The organism is Pseudomonas sp. RA_105y_Pfl2_P56, assembly GCF_963970845.1.
Lineage (GTDB): Bacteria > Pseudomonadota > Gammaproteobacteria > Pseudomonadales > Pseudomonadaceae > Aquipseudomonas > Aquipseudomonas baetica_A.
In genome coordinates, this window is the sequence record NZ_CAXAPL010000014.1 from 111,085 (window position 1) to 133,320 (window position 22,236).

Annotated in this window: 20 protein-coding genes, 2 tRNA genes and 4 pseudogenes; 21 read left to right on the forward strand and 5 right to left on the reverse strand. The window is 57.2% G+C overall.

From position 1 onward, the window contains the following. Positions 1–47: 47 nt before the first annotated feature. The 6 genes from AACY11_RS12230 (at position 48) to AACY11_RS12255 (ending at position 4,736) form a co-directional block, all read left to right on the forward strand. Positions 48–452, forward strand: coding sequence for an acetyl-CoA sensor PanZ family protein (locus AACY11_RS12230; RefSeq protein ID WP_339433539.1), 405 nt, complete (start codon positions 48–50; stop codon positions 450–452). A gap of 78 nt (positions 453–530) precedes the next feature. After that, positions 531–2,756: an AsmA family protein gene (locus AACY11_RS12235; protein WP_339494865.1), complete on the forward strand. Its 2,226-nt coding sequence runs from the start codon at positions 531–533 to the stop codon at positions 2,754–2,756. After that, positions 2,753–3,820 carry an A/G-specific adenine glycosylase gene (gene mutY / locus AACY11_RS12240; RefSeq protein WP_339494866.1) on the forward strand — a complete coding sequence of 356 codons (1,068 nt, stop codon included), beginning with the start codon at positions 2,753–2,755 and terminating at the stop codon, positions 3,818–3,820. Before AACY11_RS12235 ends, mutY begins: the two co-directional genes overlap by 4 nt. Further along, on the forward strand, positions 3,817–4,089 hold the full coding sequence (locus tag AACY11_RS12245; RefSeq protein WP_339494867.1) for an oxidative damage protection protein: 273 nt from the start codon (positions 3,817–3,819) through the stop codon (positions 4,087–4,089). The genes mutY and AACY11_RS12245 overlap by 4 nt, the downstream gene beginning before the upstream one ends. A 103-nt stretch (positions 4,090–4,192) precedes the next feature. Next, positions 4,193–4,268: transfer RNA gene (locus tag AACY11_RS12250), tRNA-Phe, on the forward strand. 123 nt (positions 4,269–4,391) lie between these two features. Further along, positions 4,392–4,736, forward strand: coding sequence for a hypothetical protein (locus AACY11_RS12255; RefSeq protein ID WP_339494868.1), 345 nt, complete (start codon positions 4,392–4,394; stop codon positions 4,734–4,736). Between the two features lie 13 nt (positions 4,737–4,749). On the opposite strand, the gene AACY11_RS12260 is transcribed toward AACY11_RS12255, so the two are convergent. Further along, positions 4,750–5,031 carry a YceK/YidQ family lipoprotein gene (locus AACY11_RS12260; RefSeq protein ID WP_260456031.1) on the reverse strand — a complete coding sequence of 94 codons (282 nt, stop codon included), beginning with the start codon at positions 5,029–5,031 and terminating at the stop codon, positions 4,750–4,752. A 92-nt stretch (positions 5,032–5,123) separates the two neighbouring features. Between AACY11_RS12260 and AACY11_RS12265 the strand changes: the two are divergent. The 3 genes and pseudogenes from AACY11_RS12265 to AACY11_RS12275 form a co-directional block, all read left to right on the forward strand. Beyond that, a pseudogene (locus AACY11_RS12265) lies at positions 5,124–5,330 on the forward strand (alpha/beta hydrolase); the annotation flags it as partial. A 28-nt stretch (positions 5,331–5,358) separates the two neighbouring features. After that, positions 5,359–5,772 (forward strand): hypothetical protein, encoded by a 414-nt coding sequence (locus tag AACY11_RS12270; RefSeq protein ID WP_339433544.1) that lies wholly within the window; start codon positions 5,359–5,361, stop codon positions 5,770–5,772. A 6-nt stretch (positions 5,773–5,778) separates the two neighbouring features. Then, positions 5,779–6,237 carry a hypothetical protein gene (locus AACY11_RS12275; RefSeq protein WP_339494869.1) on the forward strand — a complete coding sequence of 153 codons (459 nt, stop codon included), beginning with the start codon at positions 5,779–5,781 and terminating at the stop codon, positions 6,235–6,237. A gap of 82 nt (positions 6,238–6,319) precedes the next feature. On the opposite strand, the gene AACY11_RS12280 is transcribed toward AACY11_RS12275, so the two are convergent. Beyond that, positions 6,320–6,646 (reverse strand): hypothetical protein, encoded by a 327-nt coding sequence (locus AACY11_RS12280; protein WP_221733165.1) that lies wholly within the window; start codon positions 6,644–6,646, stop codon positions 6,320–6,322. A gap of 339 nt (positions 6,647–6,985) precedes the next feature. Further along, positions 6,986–8,377, reverse strand: a complete 1,392-nt coding sequence (gabP, locus tag AACY11_RS12285) for a GABA permease (RefSeq protein ID WP_339433547.1) — start codon at positions 8,375–8,377, stop codon at positions 6,986–6,988. Positions 8,378–8,931: 554 nt separating this feature from the next. Here gabP and AACY11_RS12290 point away from each other — a divergent pair. The 11 genes and pseudogenes from AACY11_RS12290 to AACY11_RS12340 all read left to right on the forward strand — a co-directional run. After that, on the forward strand, positions 8,932–9,705 hold the full coding sequence (locus AACY11_RS12290; RefSeq protein ID WP_221733167.1) for an ABC transporter ATP-binding protein: 774 nt from the start codon (positions 8,932–8,934) through the stop codon (positions 9,703–9,705). A gap of 13 nt (positions 9,706–9,718) precedes the next feature. Continuing rightward, complete coding sequence (locus AACY11_RS12295) at positions 9,719–10,465, forward strand: ABC transporter substrate-binding protein (RefSeq protein ID WP_339433548.1); 747 nt, start codon at positions 9,719–9,721, stop codon at positions 10,463–10,465. 78 nt (positions 10,466–10,543) lie between these two features. Further along, positions 10,544–11,239: an ABC transporter permease gene (locus AACY11_RS12300; protein ID WP_339494872.1), complete on the forward strand. Its 696-nt coding sequence runs from the start codon at positions 10,544–10,546 to the stop codon at positions 11,237–11,239. Beyond that, the gene (locus AACY11_RS12305; protein ID WP_339433549.1) at positions 11,236–11,925 is read left to right on the forward strand and encodes an ABC transporter permease; all 690 of its coding nucleotides are present in this window, start codon (positions 11,236–11,238) and stop codon (positions 11,923–11,925) included. Before AACY11_RS12300 ends, AACY11_RS12305 begins: the two co-directional genes overlap by 4 nt. Then, positions 11,906–13,141, forward strand: coding sequence for a methyltransferase (locus tag AACY11_RS12310; protein WP_339494874.1), 1,236 nt, complete (start codon positions 11,906–11,908; stop codon positions 13,139–13,141). Before AACY11_RS12305 ends, AACY11_RS12310 begins: the two co-directional genes overlap by 20 nt. Positions 13,142–13,487: 346 nt before the next feature. Next, positions 13,488–14,324 (forward strand): FkbM family methyltransferase, encoded by an 837-nt coding sequence (locus AACY11_RS12315; RefSeq protein WP_339494875.1) that lies wholly within the window; start codon positions 13,488–13,490, stop codon positions 14,322–14,324. 75 nt (positions 14,325–14,399) lie between these two features. Next, positions 14,400–14,475, forward strand: a tRNA-Thr gene (locus tag AACY11_RS12320). 172 nt (positions 14,476–14,647) lie between these two features. Beyond that, positions 14,648–15,971, forward strand: a pseudogene (locus AACY11_RS12325) (tyrosine-type recombinase/integrase). Between the two features lie 126 nt (positions 15,972–16,097). Beyond that, complete coding sequence (locus AACY11_RS12330) at positions 16,098–17,096, forward strand: hypothetical protein (RefSeq protein ID WP_339494877.1); 999 nt, start codon at positions 16,098–16,100, stop codon at positions 17,094–17,096. Next, entirely contained in the window at positions 17,093–17,773 is a 681-nt protein-coding gene (locus AACY11_RS12335; protein WP_339494878.1) for a hypothetical protein, read from the forward strand. The genes AACY11_RS12330 and AACY11_RS12335 overlap by 4 nt, the downstream gene beginning before the upstream one ends. Before the next feature lie 1,154 nt (positions 17,774–18,927). After that, positions 18,928–19,260: pseudogene (locus AACY11_RS12340) on the forward strand (integrase domain-containing protein); the annotation flags it as partial. Here AACY11_RS12340 and AACY11_RS28395 read toward each other — a convergent pair. Further along, positions 19,257–19,370, reverse strand: a pseudogene (locus AACY11_RS28395) (LLM class flavin-dependent oxidoreductase); the annotation flags it as partial. The pseudogenes AACY11_RS12340 and AACY11_RS28395 sit on opposite strands and share 4 nt — an antisense overlap. After that, positions 19,367–20,926, reverse strand: coding sequence for an MFS transporter (locus tag AACY11_RS12345; RefSeq protein WP_339494879.1), 1,560 nt, complete (start codon positions 20,924–20,926; stop codon positions 19,367–19,369). The pseudogene AACY11_RS28395 and the gene AACY11_RS12345, both read right to left, overlap by 4 nt. Positions 20,927–21,083: 157 nt before the next feature. Between AACY11_RS12345 and AACY11_RS12350 the strand changes: the two genes are divergently transcribed. Beyond that, positions 21,084–21,983 carry a LysR substrate-binding domain-containing protein gene (locus AACY11_RS12350; RefSeq protein ID WP_339494881.1) on the forward strand — a complete coding sequence of 300 codons (900 nt, stop codon included), beginning with the start codon at positions 21,084–21,086 and terminating at the stop codon, positions 21,981–21,983. The last annotated feature ends 253 nt before the right edge of the window (positions 21,984–22,236 follow it).

The following is a 22,236-nucleotide window of genomic DNA, read 5'->3' on the forward strand; positions in this document are numbered from 1 at the left end:
TTCAGTTGTCTGATCTCTTGCACAAAGCATTTCTTGCCGATAACGCCATGCCGGTCATCCTTCAAACCCTTGAAAACGTCCGTTATCAGGATCAGCAGGACTTGCAGAAAACCTGCCGCGATGTTCCCGAATCGCTGTTTGCGCCGTTTTCCGGAGGAGTTCATCTGATCGAAAGCGCCTTGGCTGGGGGTTCATTTATTGCCGGACGTTTCAATCACCGCTTACTCGGCACGGGACGCCTGCAAAGGCACGGCAGCGTCTGGTATCTGTTCCATTTGTGCGTGCGAAAAGTTACCCCACGCCGTGGCGTCGCTGAACGATGGGTGAACCAAGCGCAGAAAATGGCGTCGCAAGCGGAGGCCGGACTGCGCCTGCCGGCACCCGCCGGACATCTTCAAACTCAGGCCACCGCCGCCACGTTGCCTGTGCCGCTGGAGGTGCTGGCAACATAGCTTCACACCGAACCGGGCAGATGCGGCGCTATACTCCCCGGCTAAATTACGAATTCGACTAACTACAAGGACTCGCCCATGAAAGCGTTCGGCAAAATCCTGGGTCTGGTACTTCTCGGGCTGTTGCTGATCATTGTGGCGGCAGGTTTTGCCCTGACCCACCTCTTTGATCCCAATGACTACAAAGACGAGATCCGCCAGATAGCCCGCGACAAGGCCCACATCGAGTTGACGCTCAATGGCGATATCGGCTGGAGCCTGTTCCCGTGGCTCGGGCTGGAATTGCACGACGCCAGCGTTGCGACCCTGATCAAGCCTGCCGAACCGTTTGCTGACCTGCAGATGCTCGGCCTGTCCGTGCGCGTGCTGCCGCTGCTGCGCCGCGAAGTGCAGATGAGCGACGTGCGCGTCGAAGGCCTCAACCTGCGCTTGAACCGCGACAAGAACGGCCACGGCAACTGGGAAGACATCGGCAAGCTGCCGACAGCCGCCGCACCGGCGGGCAGCCCGCCGCCTGCCAGCGAACCCGCTGCCGAGACAACCGCCAAAGCGGAAAAACCACCGCAGCCGATCCGGCTCGACATCGACAGCCTGACCGTCAACAACGCCCGCGTTGAGTACAACGACGAGCAGACCGGCAAGCAGTTCAGCGCCGAAAGCATCCAATTGAGCACCGGCGCGGTGCACGATTCGACCAATATTCCGCTGAAGGCCACCGCATTTCTCAGCACCAATCAGCCAATGCTGCGGGTACGCACCGAACTCAATGGTGAACTGCGCATTGAGCGCGCGCTGCAGCGCTACAAGTTCGAAGACTTGAAGCTCTCCGGTGAACTGACCGGCGATCCGCTGCAAGGCAAAGCCATGACCTTCTCCGCTCAGGGCCAGATGTTGCTCGATAAAGCAGCAAACGTCGCCGAATGGACCGGGATCAAAATCTCCGCCAATCAGTTGCGCGCCTTGGGCGAACTGAAAGCCAACAACCTCGACAAGACCCCACAGATCACTGGCGGCCTCTCGATCGCCCAGTTCGATCTGGCAAAATTCGTCGACAGCATCGGCCAGACCCTGCCAGCCATGGCTGAAGGCAGCCTGAGCAAGGTCGAACTGGTCAGCCGCGTGTCCGCCACGCCAACCAGCGTCGCGTTCGACAACATCAACCTGAAACTCGACGACAGCAGCTTCAGCGGCCGAATCGCCGTCGACGACTTTGCCAAGCAATCGCTGCGGGCGACGCTCAAGGCTGACACCTTCAACGTTGACCGCTACCTGCCGCCGAAATCGGCTCAGGCCACAAGCGCCACGCAAGTGCGTCAGGCTGAAGTCGCCAGTACCGAAGCCAATGCCGTGGCCGGCGGCGGCACGACGCCACTGCCGGACAAACCGAGCAAAAGCGCCTGGAGCACCGAGCGCCTGCTGCCGGTGGAACGTCTGGCCAAGCTCGACGTGGATGCCGACCTGACCTTCGGCCAACTGACGCTCGACAAACTGCCCATCCAGAACGCTTCGCTCAAGGCCAACGGCCAGGGTGGCCTGCTGACCCTGACCAATCTGAGCGGCGAACTGTACAACGGCACTTTCGAAGCCAAAGGCACACTCGACGTCCGTCCGAGCGCACCCGTGCTGAACATGCAGACCAAAATCAACCGTGTGCCGGTGGAAAAAATCCTTGAGAGCCAAGGCAAGAACCCGCCGGTCAAAGGTCTGGTAACCCTCAACAGCAACGTCACTGGCAGCGGCAACAGCCAGCAGGCACTGATTGACTCACTCAACGGCAACGCCAGTTTCGTGATCAACAACGGCGTGCTGCTCAACGCCAACCTTGAACAGCAACTGTGCAAAGGCATCGCCACCCTCAACCGCAAAACCCTCAGCGGCGAGCCAAGGGGCAAGGACACACCGTTCCAGGAACTCAAAGGCAACCTGACGTTGCGCAACGGCATCGCCAGCAACCCCGACCTGAAAGTGCGCATCCCCGGCTTGACCGTCAACGGCGACGGCGACATCGACCTGCGCGTGCTGGGCATGGATTATCGCGTTGGCATCATCGTCGAGGGCGACACCAGCGCTATGCCCGACCCGGCCTGTCAGGTGGGTGACAAATTCGTCGGTATCGAGTGGCCGCTGCGCTGCCGTGGCCCTCTGGAACTGGGCGCCAAGGCTTGTCGCATCGACAACGAACGACTCGGCCAGGTCGCGACCAAACTGGCCGGCGACAAGCTCAGCGAAAAAATCGAAGAGAAACTGGGCGACAAGGTCAGTCCGGAATTGAAAAACGCATTGAAGGGGCTGTTCAAGCGATGAAAGCGGAGCAGTTTTCCACGGCGGTGCTGGATTGGTTCGACCGCCACGGCCGCCACGATCTGCCCTGGCAGCAAGACATCAACCCGTATCGGGTGTGGGTGTCGGAGATCATGCTGCAGCAGACGCAGGTCAGCACCGTGCTCAATTACTTCGACCGTTTCATGGCCGCGCTGCCGACCGTCGAAGCCCTGGCCGACGCGCCGGAAGACGAAGTGCTGCACCTGTGGACGGGCCTGGGTTACTACACCCGCGCGCGCAATTTGCAGAAGACCGCAAAAATCGTCGTCAGCCAGTACGGTGGCGAGTTTCCGCGTGATGTCGAAAAGCTCACGGATTTGCCGGGCATCGGTCTGTCCACGGCTGGCGCCATCGCCAGCATCAGCATGGGCCTGCGCGCGCCGATCCTCGACGGCAACGTCAAACGCGTGCTGGCGCGTTTTACCGCGCAAGAGGGTTATCCGGGCGAGCCGAAGGTCGCCAAACAGCTGTGGGCCAACGCAGAGCGCTTTACGCCGCACGATCGGGTCAACGCCTACACTCAGGCGATGATGGATCTCGGTGCGACGCTATGCACGCGCAGCAAGCCGAGTTGCCTGCTGTGCCCGCTGGAACGTGGCTGCGAGGCGCACATGCTGGGTCTGGAAACTCGCTACCCGATTCCCAAGCCACGCAAAGCCATCCCGCAGAAACGCACGCTGATGCCGATGCTCGCCAATGGCGACGGTGCGATTCTGCTTTATCGCCGCCCGTCCAGCGGGCTATGGGGCGGCCTGTGGAGCCTGCCGGAACTCGACGACCTCGATGACCTGCAACATCTGGCCGATCAGCACTCGCTGGCACTGGGCGAGCAGCAGGCGTTGCCGAGCCTCGTCCACACGTTCAGCCACTTCCAGTTGTCCATCGAACCCTGGCTGGTTCAGGTGCAGGAGGCCAGCCATCACGTGGCCGAGGCCGACTGGCTCTGGTATAACCTCGCCACCCCGCCGCGCCTGGGCCTCGCCGCCCCGGTCAAAACCTTGCTCGAACGCGCGGCCGCCGTATTGAATACAGGAGAGTCGCCATGACCCGCACCGTAATGTGCCGCAAGTACAAAAAAGAATTACCCGCTCAGGAGCGCCCTCCGTTCCCGGGCGCCAAAGGTCAGGATATTTTTGACCACGTCTCGGCCAAGGCCTGGGACGACTGGCAAAAACACCAAACCCTGCTGATCAACGAAAAACGCCTGAACATGATGAACGCCGAAGACCGCAAATATCTTCAGGGCGAAATGGACAAGTACTTCTCCGGCGAGGAATACGCCAAGGCTGAAGGCTACGTTCCGCCTGCCGAGTAACCCCGCAAAATCGGGGGGCGGGTCGTAAGCAACGGAATTAATTTAAGAAATTTTAAAAAAGTCGTTGACGAGAATCCGAAAAACCCTTTTAATGCGCCCCGTTGCCCAGATAGCTCAGTCGGTAGAGCAGGGGATTGAAAATCCCCGTGTCGGCGGTTCGATTCCGTCTCTGGGCACCAAATACCGAAAACCCTGAATCGCAAGATTCAGGGTTTTTTTATGCCTGCGATTTGATGAGGACTGTTATCGACCTCTGGATTCGCGATAACTTGCCCCCCTTACGGAAGAGGGTCGCCCCGTCGATGAACCAGAAACGAACCCGCATACCCCTGCCACATCCGCCGCCGTATCGCCCAAGCCGCGCAACTTACTGGCTGACAGTGTTCGTTGCCGTGATGATTGCTTTCGCCATCGGCGCATCGATCTACATGCTGATCGACAGCTGGGTCACTGGCTCCATCACCACCAACAATCGCGGCCCGCGCAGCACCTACACCCTGGCCCTGCAACCTCGGCGGTTTTGGTTCGAGTTCGTTTGGCAAAGCATCGGTACTGTATTTCTGCTGGTTATCGGGGTGTTCGGGCTGTGGGTTTATCGCAAAGTGCAGGAGCCTATGGAAAAACCCAAAGGCAAGCGCCAACGCTAAGCACAGGTCGCATTCAAAGAGTGTTGACGTAATCGACCGGCAGCAAGACCGTGTCCAAAGCAGCGTCTACCGGCAGAGATACGACTGTAATCAGCGGGCAGACGATCATGAAGTAGCAGATGACAGCATGTGGCATGCCGTCCCCTCCTCTCACGCCAAGCAAGTGCAAGTTGCCATCGACGCCTTTGTAGTAAGGCTCTGCAGAGTCACCGTTCAATCGCCCGATCATCGTTCCACAACCGGCCAACATCAAAACCAGACTGGCTACTGAGCCAATACGCAAAATCCCTTTCAAACCAGCGCTCCCTTACGTCACAAAACATGAGGCGCGGGATTGTACCTGCGTCCATTCCATGCGAATGGATTATCGCTACGGCACGGTTGCGTGCCATCGAACGTCTGCTCGACTACTTCAGCAACGCGCCAAAAACACACTTGCGCATCGAGCCGCAGGACATCGGCGAACAACAAGTCGGACATTTCGCCTTTTTTCGCAGCGCATACCAAGCCACACTATGGCCCATCGCTCTGACCTGGCTGCATACCGGCGAACTGGCCCCCGACACACCCGGACGGCACCTGCCGCGCAGCTGAGCCCCTCCAACGCACGATGGAACACATCATGGCCTCCGCCAACAAGCAGCAAAAACGCGCCGCCCGGGCCAAGACCAAGGCCAAGCAGAACCGCACCAAACGCGCCGAGGCGCCGGTCGAACTGGATCCGAACGATGACCGCATTGATTTCGAATCAGTGGACCTGACCGAGCTGTTCAAGAAAATGATCGACGCCGAGAAGATCAGCCAGCAAGCCCTGTGCGCCGCGTTCCTCGAAGACCCGCTGCTGGAACTGGTCTACGAGCAGGAAGGCGAAGAAGGCGCGATGGACTTCATCCTCGCCGCGCTGATCGAGTATCGCCAGTGGTCGCAGGACACCGACGAAGCCGGCGCGCTGGCGTGGATTGAATCGCCGGCCTTCCAGGCCGACTATGTGGCGGCGTCCGACGCAATCGCCGCACAAACCCAACAGAAGAACTGAGTTCCCATGGCATCCCTGAACAAGCAACAAAAACGCGCCAAACGCGCCAAGGCCAAAGCCAAGCAAATCCGTATGGTTGGCCGCAAGCCGCTGGAGCAGGACGACGACCTCGGCCACCTCGCCGAGCCGATCCCGGAATACACCCTGGCGATGTTCAGCAAAATGCGCGACGCCGAAGCGGTCAGCCGTAACGAGATGCTGCTGACGCTGCTCAGAGAACTGGCGTTCATCATCGTCGACCACCCCGACCTGCTGGACATGGAAAACGCCGAAAACGAAGGCATGGCCGCCACCCATCTGGCCGCCGACATGTTGATCGACTACCGCATGTGGGCCGATGGCATGGACATCGAGACAGCCCAGGTCTGGCTGACCGAACCGCAGTTCATCACGGACTTCGGGGTTGCGCTGGACACTTACGGCAAGTCGCTCGATACCGCCGAAGCCAAAGACGAGTCAGTCTGAAACGCTGAAATCTCAGGCAAAAAAAACGGGCGCAATCAGTCATGATTGCGCCCGTTTTTTTGCCTGATCGAAGCGTTGAACCTTAGGCTGCGGCAGCGCTCAAGCGCGGGATTTCAATGCCCAGCTTGGCTGCGGCGTAATCCAGTTCACCCTTGGCGATGGATTGAGCCTTGTAGCCTGCAGCGATCAAGTCCTGCACGTACAGCTTGTTGTAGATGAACATGAACACGATATTGCTCAAGCCCAGAGTGAAGCTCGCCGCGAGAAACATGATCGCAGCCCACTTGATATCACCACGGAACAATGGCGGAAAAAAACCAAAGAAAAACACGGTCCACGAGAAGCCGATTGGCGCTTCTTTCATGGCACCGGTGTTAGGGTTTTTGAACACAACCGATGTAAACGCCATGCTTATCTCCTTGAAGCCCCAATGAGTTGGCTGAACGGCCGGGCTAACTCCATGCAGCTCTTTTTAACGGCAAGCACGCAAAATCGCATCTGTACGTAGCGTCAGATGAGGGAGCAGACAAGGAAGAATCGAAAGCTTTAGCCAGAAAGGCTGAGGGCGTCGAACAATCCATGTCCTGAAACTCCATCGCATCTCGCAACAGCGAGATACATATTCGTCGCGCAGGCTACTATTTAGCCACCACTGTGTCCATCAAATTGCCAAGTAAAAACGACCGCGATCATCTCTGATGGCGGTCGTCTCTGTGGGTGAGCAACGGTTGGCGTGGAGTCAGAACACTCAGCGAGCCACGGCTGCGCTCAACTTCTCGTGACGACGCCGACGCGCCACCAGCAGACCGGTAGCCACCACCAGCAGGCTCAGCAGGCCGGTCGCAAGGATTTCCACGCGGTGGGCTTCCTGGAACAGCATGATGGTCAAAGCCGCGACGATGAAGATGATCACCGCATAGGTCAGGCCCGGGAAGAGCCACATGCTGAAGACGATTTTCTCGCCGCGAGCCATGCGCTGCTTGCGCATACGCAGTTGCGAGAACGCGATCACCAGGTACACCAGCAGTGCGATCGCGCCGGAGCTGGCCAGCAGGAACTCGAACACGGCCGCCGGCGCCACATAGTTGGCGAAGGTGCACAGGAACGCCGCACCGGTCGACAGCATCACCGCCCAGTAAGGCGTACCGCTTTTGTTGACCCGAGTCGACATGGCGGGCGCATCACCGCGTTTGCCCAGTGAGAACAACATGCGCGACGACGTGTAGAGGGCCGAGTTCAGGCAACTGGTGACAGCGACCAGCACCACGATGTCGACGATCATTTTCGCGTTCGGGATGCCCATGCGCTCAAGCACAGTCTGGTAGGAACCGAGGTTGGCCAGGGTCGGATCGTTCCATGGCACCAAAGCCACAACGATGAAGATCGATACGAGGTAGAACAGGCCGATCCGCCAGATCACCGAGTTGGTGGCCTTGGAGATTTGTTTGCCCGGGTTCTTCGATTCCGCGGCCGCGATGGTCACGATTTCGGTACCCATGAACGAGAACATGGTGGTCAGGATCGCGCCCAGCACCGCGCCCATGCCGTTAGGCAGGAAGCCACCGCTGTCGAACAGGTGCGAAACGCCACTGACCTGGCTGTTTGGCAGGTAGCCAAAGATCGCCGCGAGACCGAGGGCGATGAAGCCGATGATCGCCAGCACTTTGATCAGGGCGAACCAGAATTCGAACTCGCCGTAATTCTTCACGCTGAACAGATTGGTGACGGTCAACAGCAGCGTGATGACCAGTGCAAATGCCCAGATCCCCACACTTGGGAACCACGCGTGCAGGATGGTCGCGGCGGCGTTGGCTTCCAGAGGAATCACCAGCACCCAGAACCACCAGTACAACCAGCCGATGGTGAAACCGGCCCAGTGCCCGATGGCACGGTCGGCGTACGTCGAGAACGAGCCGGTGTCCGGCGATGCAACCGCCATTTCACCGAGCATACGCATCACCAGCACCACAAGGGTGCCGGCGGCGGCATAGGCCAAGAGCACAGCGGGGCCGGCGGCGGCGATAGCGTGGCCGGAGCCAACGAACAGACCGGCGCCGATCACACCGGCGATCGACAACATGGTCACATGACGCGGTTTGAGCCCCTGTTCGAGGCCGTTGGAGCTTGGGGTACTGCTCATTGAAACTACCTTTGCGAGGAAAGCGATTGCGTCCGGCCTGTCTGGTTTGTTCTTTCTCGTAAAAAGAATCCAACAGGGCGTTCCTTATTCTGCACGCAATATTTGCGCCAAAATGTTTCAACCTCTTTGCTGCCGCGGCTTTGCGCGCGACCGGACGGTCATCGCAAGTCATTGAGAACAATGGCAATTCGCCAGAACGTTACCCTGCGACTCACTTTCAAGACGAATCAGCGCACCAAAAACACACTTAAAAAGTGTGGGATGCACAATAAAAGGGCGAATCAGGAACGTTCGGCCGGATAGCGCTTCCAACACCCCGCCAAAGCTGGCAACATCGCGCCTTTTTTTACGCGACACCCACGGGAATCCACGTTTAAACACCCGTTCGGTTGTTGATGGGGCGACAGTCTGCTGCGCCAATGCGACAACCTGCCACACGCCATCCGTTTACCGCTCGTAGCGCTGTTGGCTGCCATTGAAACGCTATGCTAGCTTGGCCGCCTCGCCAGGAAGGCCAACCAACAGCAGGAGCGCAACATATATGAGGAACGCACATGGCTGAGGCCACGCCCGCGCTTGAAATCCGTAACTTGCACAAACGCTACGGAAAGCTTGAGGTGCTTAAAGGCATCTCGCTGACCGCCCGCGACGGCGATGTGATCTCGATCCTCGGTTCCTCCGGTTCCGGCAAGTCCACGTTCCTGCGTTGCATCAACCTGTTGGAAAACCCGCATCAGGGCCAGATTCTGGTGGCCGGTGAAGAACTCAAGCTCAAGGCCGCCAAGAATGGCGAACTGGTTGCCGCTGACGGCAAGCAGATCAACCGCCTGCGCTCAGAGATTGGTTTTGTGTTTCAAAACTTTAATCTGTGGCCGCACATGAGCGTGCTCGACAACATCATCGAAGCCCCGCGCCGCGTACTCGGCCAGAGCAAAGCCGAGGCAATCGAAGTCGCCGAAGCGCTGCTGGCCAAGGTCGGCATCGCCGACAAGCGCCACGCCTACCCGGCGCAATTGTCCGGCGGTCAGCAACAACGCGCGGCCATCGCCCGCACGCTGGCGATGCAGCCCAAGGTGATCCTGTTCGACGAGCCCACCTCCGCCCTTGACCCGGAAATGGTTCAGGAAGTACTTAGTGTCATCCGCGCATTGGCCGAAGAAGGTCGCACCATGCTGCTCGTGACCCACGAAATGGGCTTCGCCCGTCAGGTCTCCAGCGAAGTGGTGTTCCTTCACCAGGGCCTGGTGGAAGAGCAAGGATCGCCACAGCAGGTGTTCGAAAACCCGCTTTCGGCGCGCTGCAAACAATTCATGTCCAGCAACCGCTAACGGAGCAACATGCATGCAGAACTATAAAAAGGTCTTCCTGGCTGCGGCCGTCACCCTCGCATTCAGCGCCGGTGCCATGGCTGAAACCCTGAAGATGGGCATCGAAGCGGCTTACCCGCCGTTCAACAACAAAGACGCCAGCGGCAACGTGGTCGGCTTCGACAAAGACATCGGCGACGCCCTGTGCGCGAAGATGAAAGTCGAGTGCACCGTGGTCACGTCCGACTGGGACGGCATCATCCCGGCCCTGAACGCCAAGAAATTCGACTTCCTGATCTCCTCGATGTCGATCACCGACGAGCGCAAAGGCGCGGTGGACTTCACCGACCCGTACTACTCCAACAAACTGCAATTCATCGCGCCGAAAGACAAAGAGTTCAAGACCGACAAAGACTCTCTGAAAGGCAAAGTGATCGGCGCCCAACGCGCGACCCTGGCCGGCACCTTCATGGAAGACAACATGCCGGACGTCGAACTGAAACTTTACGACACCCAGGAAAACGCCTACCTGGACCTGACGTCCGGTCGTCTGGACGGCATCCTCGCTGACAAATACGTCAACTACGAATGGCTGAAAAGCGAAGCCGGCAAAGCCTACGAATTCAAAGGCGACCCGGTGGAAGAAAGCGACAAGATCGGTATCGCTGTGCGTAAAGGCGACCCGATCCGCGAGAAGCTGAACGCTGCGTTGAAGGAAATCGTCGCTGACGGTACCTACAAGAAGATCAACGACAAGTACTTCCCGTTCAGCATCTACTGATCCTGACCTGCCGGACTGACGCCGTGATCCGACGGCGTCGGCTCCCGGCCCTGCCTGCCGCGATTTGAACAGAAATCCATGATTATCGACCTCTACGGATTCGGCCCGGCGCTCGCCGCTGGCGCGCTGATGACCGTCAAACTGGCACTCTCGGCCCTGGGCCTTGGGCTGGTGCTCGGTCTGCTCGGCGCCTTGGCCAAGACTTCCCCGTACAAGCCGCTGCAATGGCTTGGCGGCTTTTATTCAACGCTGGTGCGTGGTGTCCCGGAATTGCTCTGGGTGCTATTGATCTACTTCGGTACGGTCAACCTGATGCGCGCCCTCGGTGAGTTCTTCGGCAATCCCGACCTGGAACTCAGTGCCTTCGCCGCCGGTGTGATTGCGCTGGGCCTGTGTTTCGGCGCATACGCCACGGAAGTGTTTCGTGGCGCGATCCTCGCCATTCCCAAAGGTCACCGTGAGGCCGGCGTGGCCCTGGGCCTGTCGAAATGGCGGATCTTCACCCGGCTGATCATGCCGCAGATGTGGCGCATCGCCCTGCCGGGCCTGGGCAACCTGTTCATGATCCTGATGAAAGACACCGCACTGGTGTCAGTGATCGGCCTGGAAGAAATCATGCGTCACGCGCAGATCGGTGTGACCGTATCCAAACAGCCCTTCACCTTCTATATGGTCGCCGCGCTCATGTATCTGGGCCTGACCGTGCTGGCAATGACTGGCATGCACTTGCTGGAAAAACGCGCCGCTCGCGGCTTCGCGAGGAGCACCCAATGAACTGGGAAGTCATCATCAAATGGCTGCCGAAACTGGCGCAGGGCGCGACCCTGACTCTGGAACTGGTGGCCATCGCCGTGATCGCCGGTCTGCTGCTGGCCATTCCGCTGGGCATCGCCCGCTCTTCGAAGCGGTGGTACGTGCGCGCGTTGCCCTATGCCTACATCTTCTTTTTCCGTGGCACACCGTTGCTGGTTCAGTTGTTCCTGGTCTACTACGGACTGGCGCAGTTCGACGCCGTCCGTAACAGCCCGATGTGGCCGTACCTGCGCGATCCATTCTGGTGCGCCACAGCGACCATGACCCTGCACACCGCCGCGTACATCGCCGAGATCCTGCGCGGCGCGATTCAGGCGATTCCACCGGGCGAAATCGAAGCGGCGCGGGCCTTGGGCATGTCCAAACCCAAGGCGATGTTCTACATCATCCTCCCCCGCGCAGCGCGCATTGGCCTGCCGGCCTACAGCAACGAAGTGATCCTGATGCTCAAGGCCAGCGCCCTGGCCAGCACCGTGACCCTGCTGGAATTGACCGGCATGGCCCGCACGATCATTGCCCGCACCTACCTGCCGGTGGAGATCTTCTTCGCCGCGGGCGTGTTCTATTTGCTGATGTCCTACGTGCTGGTGCGCGGCTTCAAGCTGCTGGAGCGCTGGCTGCGCGTCGATGCCTGCCAAGGGCGCTGACACTTCCCACGTGCTGACGGGCGAGGACCTGCTCGCCCGCTTCACGGCGCTGGATACGTTTCTCACAACGCATCAAGCGCTGTGGAAACCTCGACCTTTCACGCATCTTTCGCTGGCCTGGGAAGCGTCCTACCCGGAGTTGGCCTTGTGGCTACGCGGACGGTCGCTGGACGATGCGGAAAACGCACACAACCAACCTGCTGATCTTGTGGATGCGCCGGAGCCTTTTGCCTCACTGGCGGCGATATCGGCTGAGCTGAGCGCTGTCGGTGAGTTGCCCGGGCATGCGCTGGAAGCTGCGGGCCATCGCTTGAATGTCGATGTGCCGGGGCGCAAGTGGCTGCAGATTGAAGCGTTTGCCAGTCGTCTGTCTTTTGCCTCGCAACCGACGCATTGGCTCGACTGGTGTTCCGGCAAGGGGCACTTGGGTCGACGCCTGTTGTGTGAAGGGCAACAACTGACGTGTGTTGAGTACGATCCGGCGTTGGTTGCCAGCGGTCAGGCGCTGAGCCAGCGCCATCGTCTGCATGCCTTGCATGTCGAGCAGGATGTGTTGGCGGCAGATGCAGCGACTGTGTTGAACGCCCAACACACACCGGTCGCCTTACACGCCTGCGGCGATCTGCATGTGCGCCTGATGCAACTCGCCTCCGCCAGCGGCTGCAAACAACTGGCCATCGCCCCGTGCTGTTACAACCGGATCAATCGCGCCACCTATCAGGCATTGTCCTGCGCCGGTTTGAAATCCGCTCTACAGCTGTCGCAGGAAGATCTGGCCCTGCCAATGAGCGAAACCGTCACGGCCGGCGCGCGAGTGCGACGTCAGCGCGACACCTCCATGGCCCGACGACTGGCGTTGGACCTGCTGCAACGGCAATTGCGCGGCCTCGACGAATATTGGCCGACACCTTCGCTACCCAGTGCCTGGCTGGATAAACCGTTCGCCGATTACTGTCGCGATCTAGCCGCTCTCAAACAGTTATCCACAGTCGGTACGCCAGATTGGTCGGCACTGGAAGCTGCCGGTTGGCAGCGGTTGGCCGAAGTTCGCAACCTGGAGTTGTTGCGCGGATTATTCCGACGGCCGCTGGAGCTATGGCTGACTCTGGATCGGGCACTCTTCCTCGTCGAACAGGGCTACGCCGTACGCCTTGGCAGTTTCTGCGAAACACCCCTCACCCCTCGGAACCTGCTGTTATTGGCCGAACGCGAATAATTCATCGCCGCCCTGTGGATAACTCTGTTGATGAATTTCGTTCGGATCCAATAATTACGGCTGTTTCGTGGCATCAACTACCTTGGTCATTTTTTGTTCACATTAATAAAAAACCGATAAAACAGGGATTTGCGAACAAAATGAGAACGCGTCCACAAAAATCCGCCTAAGCACGGTTTCAGGCCAGCCAGTTGTGCATAAGCCGCCAATCAAAACGACATAACCGCCGAAATTCCCCCGTTAGCCGCGAATCATTGCAGCGTCCTGTCAGCCTTGCTATACAAGGCCACAACGTGCCGCCAGCACGCGTCCCGACAAGCACAAATCAAACCGACAGGAAGCGACCGTGACGTTCATTTCTTATGCACAGAATTTCGAAGACGTCCGCTTGTGGCGTGCTCTCAAGCAAGTCGAACAGGGCTTCTATATCGATGTCGGTGCCAACGACCCGAATCACGACTCGGTCACCAAAGCCTTCTACGATCACGGCTGGCAAGGCGTGAACGTCGAACCGATGCAGAACTACTACGACGCCCTCTGCCAGCAGCGTCCGCGCGACCTCACTGTGCAATGCATCGCCAGCGATCAGCCCGGCGAAATGACCTTCTACGCCATCCCCGACACCGGCCTGTCCACCGCCGACCCGGCGATCGCCCAGCAATACAAAGATCAGGGCATGGACGTGCGCAACCTCACCGTAAAGTCGCGCACCCTCACATCGATCTGCGAACAATATGCCGCCGACCGGCCAATCCACTTTCTGAAAATCGACGTCGAAGGCCACGAAGAGAGCGTCCTGCGCGGCATGGACTTCACGCGCTTGCGACCTTGGATCATCGTCATCGAAACTCCATGGCAACGCGACCACACCTGGGAACCGCTGGTCACCGACGCCGGTTATCAAGCGATCCTGTTCGACGGCCTCAACACCTGGTTCCTCGCCGACGAATACCTCAAGCTCAAACCCGCCTTCGACATCCCGCCGTGCAACCTCGACAACTTCCAACTGTGCAAAGGCCACGCCTTCGCACACCCGATCAGCGCCAGCGAACTCGACACCGCCCAACAACTGGCCAACGCTCTGCAACGCGCCGAACAGGCCGAAGCACAACTGTCGGCCCTGCAAAACAGCCGCACAGTGAAGGCGGTGCAAACGCTGCGAAATGTGCTGCGCAGGGCTTGATTCGAGCGAATGCAAAAATAGTCTGAATTCAGGGGTTTACAGGATCTTCCCAGTCGCTATAATCGTCGCCCACACGCCGGTATAGCTCAGTTGGTAGAGCAACTGACTTGTAATCAGTAGGTCCCGGGTTCGACTCCTGGTGCCGGCACCATTTAAGGTTCCATAGAAGGCTTTCAAAATCTCTGGAACCCCCGAAAAACCCGCCTTCTGGCGGGTTTTTTCGTTTTGGCGTTCCATCGGTTTCCGTCAGAAACTGGTGGATTCCAACCGTTTTAAGGGTAGGGTTTGGGATACAGGTCACTTCGATAAAAGGGAGTACCCTTATGTCGCGCACCACAGCTCCGCTCTCCGACGCAGCTTGCCGCTTGGCAAAACCTACAGAGCGCGCCTACAAGCTTTTCGACGGCGATGGCCTCTACCTCCTAGTCCAACCCAATGGCCGCAAAGGCTGGCGGCTCCGTTACGTCAAACCTGACGGACGCGAAGGACTGACCTCGTTCGGCAACTACCCCGTCATTGGCCTCGCCGATGCGCGCCGCAAGCGCTTGGACATCAAGCGAATGCTGGCGGATGGCATTGATCCCATAGAAACCAAGCACCAAGCCAAGGCGGAAGCTTTAATCAAAGGCAGAACCTTTGAAAGCGTTGCGCTCGACTGGCATACGGAAATCTCGGCCAAGTGGGCACCAGGCCATTCCAAGACAGTGATGAGTCGTCTCAAAACCCACGTATTCCCGCTGATCGGCGCACGCGCCATTGTTGATCTCGACACCCATGACCTTATGCAGCCCTTGGAAGCGATCAAAAAGCGCGGAACGATCGACGTTGCTTTTAAGGGTACAAAACTACCTGCAGAGCATCATGCGCGAGGCAAAGCGCCTCCGGCTTATCACCATAAACCCTGCTTACGATCTCGAAGGCTCGATCAAAGCCCCCCGGGTGGTACATCGCCCCGCTCTACCCTTATCGCAGCTGCCGGAACTGCAGGAGCGGATCGACACCTATAAAGGCCGGGCACTTACCCGGCTGACAGTGATGCTGTCGCTGCATGTATTTGTACGATCCAGCGAGCTGCGTTTCGCACGCTGGAGCGAGTTCGACCTCAAGCGCGGCACCTGGGAGATACCGGACACTCGACCCGCGTTGGAGGGAGTACCCTTTTCCACAAGGGGTACGAAGATGGCAGGGGATATCCATTTAGTACCCTTATCGCCGCAAGCCGTGGCCCTGCTTGAACAGATCCACTCCCTCACCGGCAAATTCGACCTGGTGTTTGCAGGCGATGCCAAGCCCTGGAAACCCATGTCTGAAAACACGGTGAACAGCGCGCTTAGGAAGATGGGCTACGACACCAAAACCGAAATCTGCGGGCATGGGTTTCGGTCGATGGCCTGTAGCGCGCTGATTGAATCAGGACTGTGGTCCGAGACCGCCATTGAAAGGCAGATGAGCCACAAGGAGCGGAATAACGTCCGAGCTGCCTATATCCACAAGGCTGAGTTCATCGAGGAGCGCCGACTGATCATGAACTGGTGGAGCCGGTACCTTGAGGCCAATCGACAGGAGCACCTTACGCCCCACGAATTGGCTAACCATATCGGCAAGAATGTCACTCGCCTTCGTCACAAGCCCAGCGTGACTGAGTAAGGACATCTGTGCTTATCTCTACAAACACTGCAGCCTATTAAATCTTTGGATGGCAAACCGCCCACATGCCCTCGACTGGCTGTTAGGTGATGGAGATAATGAAGTGACTAACCAAGGGGCCGACCGATGAAAGAAATGTCTGACACGGAAGTGACGCAGTTCGTAGAGCAGCAATTCGGAGCCGAGCTCGCGAAAAAGCTGACGAACATCGGTCGAGGCGGCAAAAACAACAAGAAAGGCTCGGACTTCGAGAATTTTTTCGCGGCTAACAAAATCTGCCTCATAGCATCGAACGTCGAGGCAAGAGAGTATGGCGACTACCACATCACCTGCCAGGAAACCGCTTTCGTCGATGATCTATGTGTCCGCCATTTGTCTGCCGCACAAAAAACCAACTACCAAGCCAAGAATTCAGACGGTGATCCCGCTAGCTGGGATGAGGAGATGCAGTGCCGCTTCGATATGCAGCAAATCATCGACCATGACCTTCATCTGAGCAAAATTTCCACCCAGGTATTACTCGTCAGTAGCATCGACAAGGCTGCAGCCAATGACGCAAAAATCCCTGCAGATATGAAGGATTACTGCCTGTCCGAGCATTTCCCCTACCACACCTCGTCCACCCAGTTGGTAATTGGACATGGCCCTTTACGTGAGGCGCTGAACAAGCTGTGTGCCACCCAAAGCTTGTCAAACGTTGACGCGGCCTTTAGATTGGTGCTAGGCCAGTGGTGCGCGGACAATGAACATGGCCGTACGGTACTGGACGTCATGACCAAAGCCAAAGCGATGTCTCATCCTGATGTATTCGCAAGCTTCGTGCCCAACGGTATAGAAGAAGAGGAAGTTGGGGTCGTGACGGTCAAAAATCTGCAGGAATCCGATGCACCCACTTGGCTCACAGACCTGCTGGCCGCTTTCCAAATGCCTTCTGTGACGGTAGAATGCGGCGCTTTTATTGTCAGCTACAATGGGATGCAGGCGAGGGTTACCTCAAGTATTGCTAGCCCGTCACCTCAAGCTCTGGCCAAGCTCAAAAAGCCTGGAGACATCGTTGTTTTTCTGATGTCACTTGAAGCAGAGACGTTAGATGACCATTTGCCCACAGGGGAAAACCGTCAATGAGCATTGTGAATAGGAAATACAGTGCACTTGCTAAAGGTGAAGCTAAGGCAGCCTTGGACAGCCTTCTATCATCGACGGATAACCCGCAAGCTTACTCGGCTACCATGCGTGCGCTGGGAGAACTGCTGGGTGGAGTGCTTAATCAGAAAATTCCGGCACACAAGCAATGTCTTTTAGCGTCAACCGCAGAGGACGCCGATTACCTCAGCAAGGGTATTTATGACTGCCTGAAGGAAAATCACTCCACCAAAGCTGCAGTATTTTGGAATAACCATTATTCCATTCCAGGTGGAAGCATTGCTCCAGTCGTGCATAAATTCCTAGAGCCTGGATATGAAGGTGCCACGGTTTTGGTTATTGCCAAGTCGATCATTTCAGGCAGTTGCGTTGTGCGAACTAACCTTCTTGAGCTTATCGAGCATGTGAATCCCGAGAAGATATATATCGTCTCACCAGTGATGCACATCAACTCTGAAAAAGCATTACGCGATGAGTTCCCAAGCTACATTGCTGACAAGTTCGAGTTTCTGGTGTTCGCAGTTGATAGCGAAAAAGCAGAAGACGGCGAGATCACGCCTGGTATCGGTGGGCAAGTTTACCCTCTGCTTGGCCTCAAGGGTCAGCCCGCGAGAGTTAGCTACATGCCCAACCTTGTCAGAGAGCTAGCCTCGCTGTAATGAAAAGCCCTACCACGTAGGGCTTTTTTTCGCTTGCGCATCTATTTTACTTAGGCCAAGAGAGCCCTTCTCAAGCGTAGCAGCAATCATTCAATTTCTAGCAGAGCTTGGTTGCTGAGGACGTGACGGAGCAAATACCTCGAAGTCAATCAGTACTAATATCTGGCGCCCCCCCACAAATTCGCTAATCATGCGGGTAAGAATGTCACTCGCGTTCGACACAAGCACGGCTTAAGTGAGCAAGGGTAATCCCGAGAAATCGCCACAATACGCTCTTCCATTGCGGGCCCATCCAAACAGGGCTGCAAAGCCACCCTGTTTGGATGGGCCTCACTAAAAAAATCTAAAGCCCACGCAACTGTCTGTGGAAAACCATAGATTTCCACCGGTGGATAATTTCATCCACAGCCGCAGAATTCCCGAAAGTTCGAGCCTTGACCCGAATTATCCACAGGCGTAGAAAAGATCGGGCAAAGCGCTGTCGTTGACAGCAACCTAGGTAGCCAGAACCCTTAAGGCTACGCCACACCGTGGTGGTTCTCCCAAAGTGCGATTAGCGTCCGGCGGCTCGCACGGTCACAGCGATGTGATGGATGCCTACTTTTACCAGTGTGCCCACTGCGGCAACTTCCCCCTTTCATAGCTGGCCTGCAGCAACCTATCCGCTTGGCCATTTCATTGCGCCAACCTGCGCCCGTCTCTTTCTCTCGGAAAGAGACGGGCGCTCCTACCACTGCTGCAGCCCACCTCGTACAAGGCATTGCGGCATTTCCCCTCGTGACAATCGGCGTGACAAACACCGAAGTCACCAGCAACAGCGATGCAGATGATGGTGCCGCAGCCCAGGGAATGGACTGCACCTGACTGACAGTCAGGCATGCCCCGGTCATCGCTTCACTGCCTTCACCTGACTCTGGATCTCGCGGCGCTGGTCTCGTCAGCCAATGCAGCCTCCACCCGCCCACTTCTTAGGAAGTGCTCAGGAGGCCAGATCATGAAATGCCCAAGCTCCCGGTCGTAAGGAGTCGCCAGTCCCGCGTTAGTGGACAACCCTCACAGGCCGCAGGGGCCTTGATCCCTGATAGCACTCAACATTCATGGCGGGATGACGTGGGGAAAGTTTCAAGGGTTTTGGCTTTAAGAGGAGTTTGATCATGGCATTGGCCTGTAGACGGGACCGGCGAAATTTTGGATGGGGCCGGCAACTGAGTTATGCCGGACCACAAGCATTGCGCGATATGTTTGGCGGCGGGCATTACGGCACGGTCAAAGCACACAGTGATCGATGGCAGACGTTTGTGCGCTGGAGCCGGTCGGAGGATGGGCCAGGGTTTAACGATGCGCGAAAAATTGATCGACAGACCTTGCTGGACTACGCCGGATATCTGCGGCAGCAAGTCGAACAAGGGGCTATCTGCATCGCCACCGCGCAAAACCGGTTGTCCAGCGTGAACCGAACCATGGCCGCGCTGCGCGGTGATCAGTATCCCTCCAGCGGCGCGATTAGGCCAAACGTAAGATGGCCTGGTGCGAACACTCGGGAAAACGCAGGGTGAGCTTCATTGGAATCGCTGCTCGTTCGTATCCGCCCGATCACTCGCGGTCACCCACGATCACGGGACGGACTGCTTCTACTGGTTGATGATCATGCGCGCTAACTCGACCGAGCGTTGCGAACACAGCCACTGCCGTGAGCACGCTGCCAGCGCCCAAGATGAAAAGCAGATGACGAAACGCTTTCGCGTACTCGTGGCGCAAAAGCTCTGACTGCCCTGGTAGTTGGTTGCCGGCGTTCTGCAGATCGCCGAGCGCTGCCCGGCTGGATGCCTCCATAATCTGATGTGGTGCAAAATTCGTGGCGGCGTCGAATAGCCCCCATTGAATGAACGTCGCCAGCAACGCCCCGGCGACGGCGATGGCTATACCGTCGGCGGAAACGCGAACTGCGTTAAAAATCCCTGTGGCCATTCCCGCGCGTTCTTTTTCAACCACGCTAACGGCCATGCCATCCATCAAACCCCAAGGCAGGCCAATGCCGATGCCGATCAGCGCCATAGGCATTACCGCATTACTGACTCCGCTATCTAGCACGACGCCTAGCCAAAACAGTCCGACAGCCACCAGCATCAGCCCGATCGCCGAGAGCATCCCTGAGGTGTAGTGTCGCGCGAGCTGAGCAGCCAGAAACGGCACAAGCAACAACGGTGCGGCCAGTGCGATCATCATTTGTCCGGTCTGCAAAGCACTAAGCCCATCGACTCCGATGAATCGCGCTGGGAGCATGATGATGAGGACGACAAAAAAGAATGCAGGGCTCGCTGCAAGAATCTGCACACCAACAAACTTGGATTGCTTGAACAACAAAAGGTCGAGCATAGGACTACTGGTTCGGCGCTCTATCAGCACGAATATCATGAACAGCAAGATCGCGCCGGCGACACTTCCCAAAACGATTGGGCTGGCCCAACCATCCTCAGGCGCGAGGAGAATGCCATAGGTAAACAAGGTTAGTGCGGCCGTGAAGCTGAGAGCACCGGGCCAGTCCATACCATTGTTAGCCGGGTCTTTAGAATCAGTCGCGCTCACGCAGACAAGTACGAAGCCCGCTACGCCTATCAATGCCGTAGCGTGGAACGTCCATTTCCAGCCTGCGGAGTCGACCAGTAGCCCCGCTGCCAATGGGCCGAAAGCTAATCCAATGCCGAAAGTCGTCCCAAGGAGACTGAAAACCTTGGTGCGTTCAGAACCGTGGAATACCTGGGCTAGAGACGACATGGCGCCGGCGAAAGCAGCTGCTCCGCCCAACCCCTGTACAAGCCGTAGGACATCAATCTGCAAAACAGTGGAAGAGAAGGGAATAGCAATGGTAGACAACACAAAGATTACTAGACCAATCAGCCATACCCGCTTGCGTCCATAGATATCCGTCAGACTCCCTGCCGCCATCATGGCGCTGCCATAAGTCAGGATATATGCATTGACGACCCAGCTGAGCTCGACAGCAGATCCGCCCATGGCAGCGCTGATGGAAGAGAGGACAACTGCCGGCCCGGTGAAGCAAAGCGGGATGAGAACGCCTGTCAGGCAAGCTGCGAATAACTGTATCCACTTCAAAAACTGGGGAGCCGCCTGAACGCTGCGTGTTGAATTCATCTGAATGTTTCCCTGATTGGTGTGCGGAGGTGTTGGTCCTCAGCGCACGGTTGTCCGCGGTGATCGGCCGACAAGAGGTTAGGGCTTGCGTCCGCAAACAAAAACAGGCCTATAATCCGAACATATCGGACGCTGGTGTCCGCAGTGAGGGCAGCCCTTGGAATCGCTTGGCAGCATTTCACTATTCGTATTGGTGGCTGAGACTCGAAGCTTTACAGAAGCAGGGAAACGACTAGGTATTTCCTCTTCTGGCGTCGGTAAAAGTATTGGTCGGCTGGAGGAGAAACTCGGTGTACGCCTTTTCCAGCGCAACACCCGCAGTATTGCCCTGACGTTAGAAGGGTCACTGTTTCTTGAGCGGTGCCGACGGATACTTTCGGAGCTTGAAGCCGCAGAAATGGAGTTAAGCAATGCCCGTGAACAACCGAGGGGCAAATTGCGAATTAGCTTGCCTCTAGTCAGCGGTCTAGTGATGCCAGCAATCATTCAATTCATGCGCACTTACCCCGAAATAGAACTCGACATTGATTTTTCTGATCGAATGGTCGACGTTATTGAGGAGGGCTTTGATGCTGTGTTGCGAACAGGCGAGCCTAGTGACTCTCGGTTGATTTCTAAAAGGCTGGGGGGCTTTCAGCTCCAGATTGTGGCGTCTCCGGACTATCTCGCACAGTACGGTGTACCCAAACGGCCAGCAGAACTCGCTACGCACTCATGTTTGTTGCACAAGTTTCCTTCGACTGGGAAGTTTGAACCTTGGCCGCTACGCATTGAGACTGGAGAGCCGGATTTCGAGCTACCTCAGACTATGGTATGCAACACGACTGAAGTGATTGTCGATGTGGCTCGTTCAGGTTTGGGAATTGCTTGCCTACCTGACTTCATGACTTCTAAGTCCATCAAAAACGGCGAACTGGTTCAGGTGTTAGCAGACTATACGGTTCACACCGGGGTGTTCAGGCTTCTGTGGCCCTCGAGCAAACACCTTTCTCTAAGACTACGGGTATTCATAGATTTTATGCACAGTCAGCTATTTACTAGTGACCTGCATGGATAGTTCGTTTATCTGCTCGCCGACGCAGCTCACCTCGCAGCAACGACCCTAGCCTAGGATGTCACAATCACACCACTTGACAGTCCTGCCCCTTTGCCAAGCTCATCAGCTAGGCCAAGAGCGAGAGGACCGTAAGCGGCCAGCGAACACACCTTCAGAAATCCGGAATTAAGGGCGATGGTGTCCGCCTATTTTTAAGCGGACGCGATCACCCTTATCGCCAGGATTTCCATGCGCCAACGAAGCTCCTATCCCA

Bases quoted from the DNA above. Each gene is read 5' to 3' on its own strand.
- AACY11_RS12235 (WP_339494865.1), top strand. From the start codon at position 531: ATGAAAGCGTTCGGCAAAATCCTGGGTCTGGTACTTCTCGGGCTGTTG.
- AACY11_RS12300 (WP_339494872.1), top strand. From the start codon at position 10,544: ATGATTATCGACCTCTACGGATTCGGCCCGGCGCTCGCCGCTGGCGCG.
- AACY11_RS12305 (WP_339433549.1), top strand. From the start codon at position 11,236: ATGAACTGGGAAGTCATCATCAAATGGCTGCCGAAACTGGCGCAGGGC.
- AACY11_RS12255 (WP_339494868.1), top strand. From the start codon at position 4,392: ATGAACCAGAAACGAACCCGCATACCCCTGCCACATCCGCCGCCGTAT.
- AACY11_RS12280 (WP_221733165.1), bottom strand. From the start codon at position 6,646: ATGGCGTTTACATCGGTTGTGTTCAAAAACCCTAACACCGGTGCCATG.
- AACY11_RS12245 (WP_339494867.1), top strand. From the start codon at position 3,817: ATGACCCGCACCGTAATGTGCCGCAAGTACAAAAAAGAATTACCCGCT.
- AACY11_RS12290 (WP_221733167.1), top strand. From the start codon at position 8,932: ATGGCTGAGGCCACGCCCGCGCTTGAAATCCGTAACTTGCACAAACGC.
- AACY11_RS12335 (WP_339494878.1), top strand. From the start codon at position 17,093: ATGAGCATTGTGAATAGGAAATACAGTGCACTTGCTAAAGGTGAAGCT.
- AACY11_RS12310 (WP_339494874.1), top strand. From the start codon at position 11,906: ATGCCTGCCAAGGGCGCTGACACTTCCCACGTGCTGACGGGCGAGGAC.
- AACY11_RS12270 (WP_339433544.1), top strand. From the start codon at position 5,359: ATGGCCTCCGCCAACAAGCAGCAAAAACGCGCCGCCCGGGCCAAGACC.
- AACY11_RS12330 (WP_339494877.1), top strand. From the start codon at position 16,098: ATGAAAGAAATGTCTGACACGGAAGTGACGCAGTTCGTAGAGCAGCAA.
- AACY11_RS12275 (WP_339494869.1), top strand. From the start codon at position 5,779: ATGGCATCCCTGAACAAGCAACAAAAACGCGCCAAACGCGCCAAGGCC.
- gabP (WP_339433547.1), bottom strand. From the start codon at position 8,377: ATGAGCAGTACCCCAAGCTCCAACGGCCTCGAACAGGGGCTCAAACCG.
- AACY11_RS12230 (WP_339433539.1), top strand. From the start codon at position 48: ATGCCGGTCATCCTTCAAACCCTTGAAAACGTCCGTTATCAGGATCAG.
- AACY11_RS12345 (WP_339494879.1), bottom strand. From the start codon at position 20,926: ATGAATTCAACACGCAGCGTTCAGGCGGCTCCCCAGTTTTTGAAGTGG.
- mutY (WP_339494866.1), top strand. From the start codon at position 2,753: ATGAAAGCGGAGCAGTTTTCCACGGCGGTGCTGGATTGGTTCGACCGC.
- AACY11_RS12295 (WP_339433548.1), top strand. From the start codon at position 9,719: ATGCAGAACTATAAAAAGGTCTTCCTGGCTGCGGCCGTCACCCTCGCA.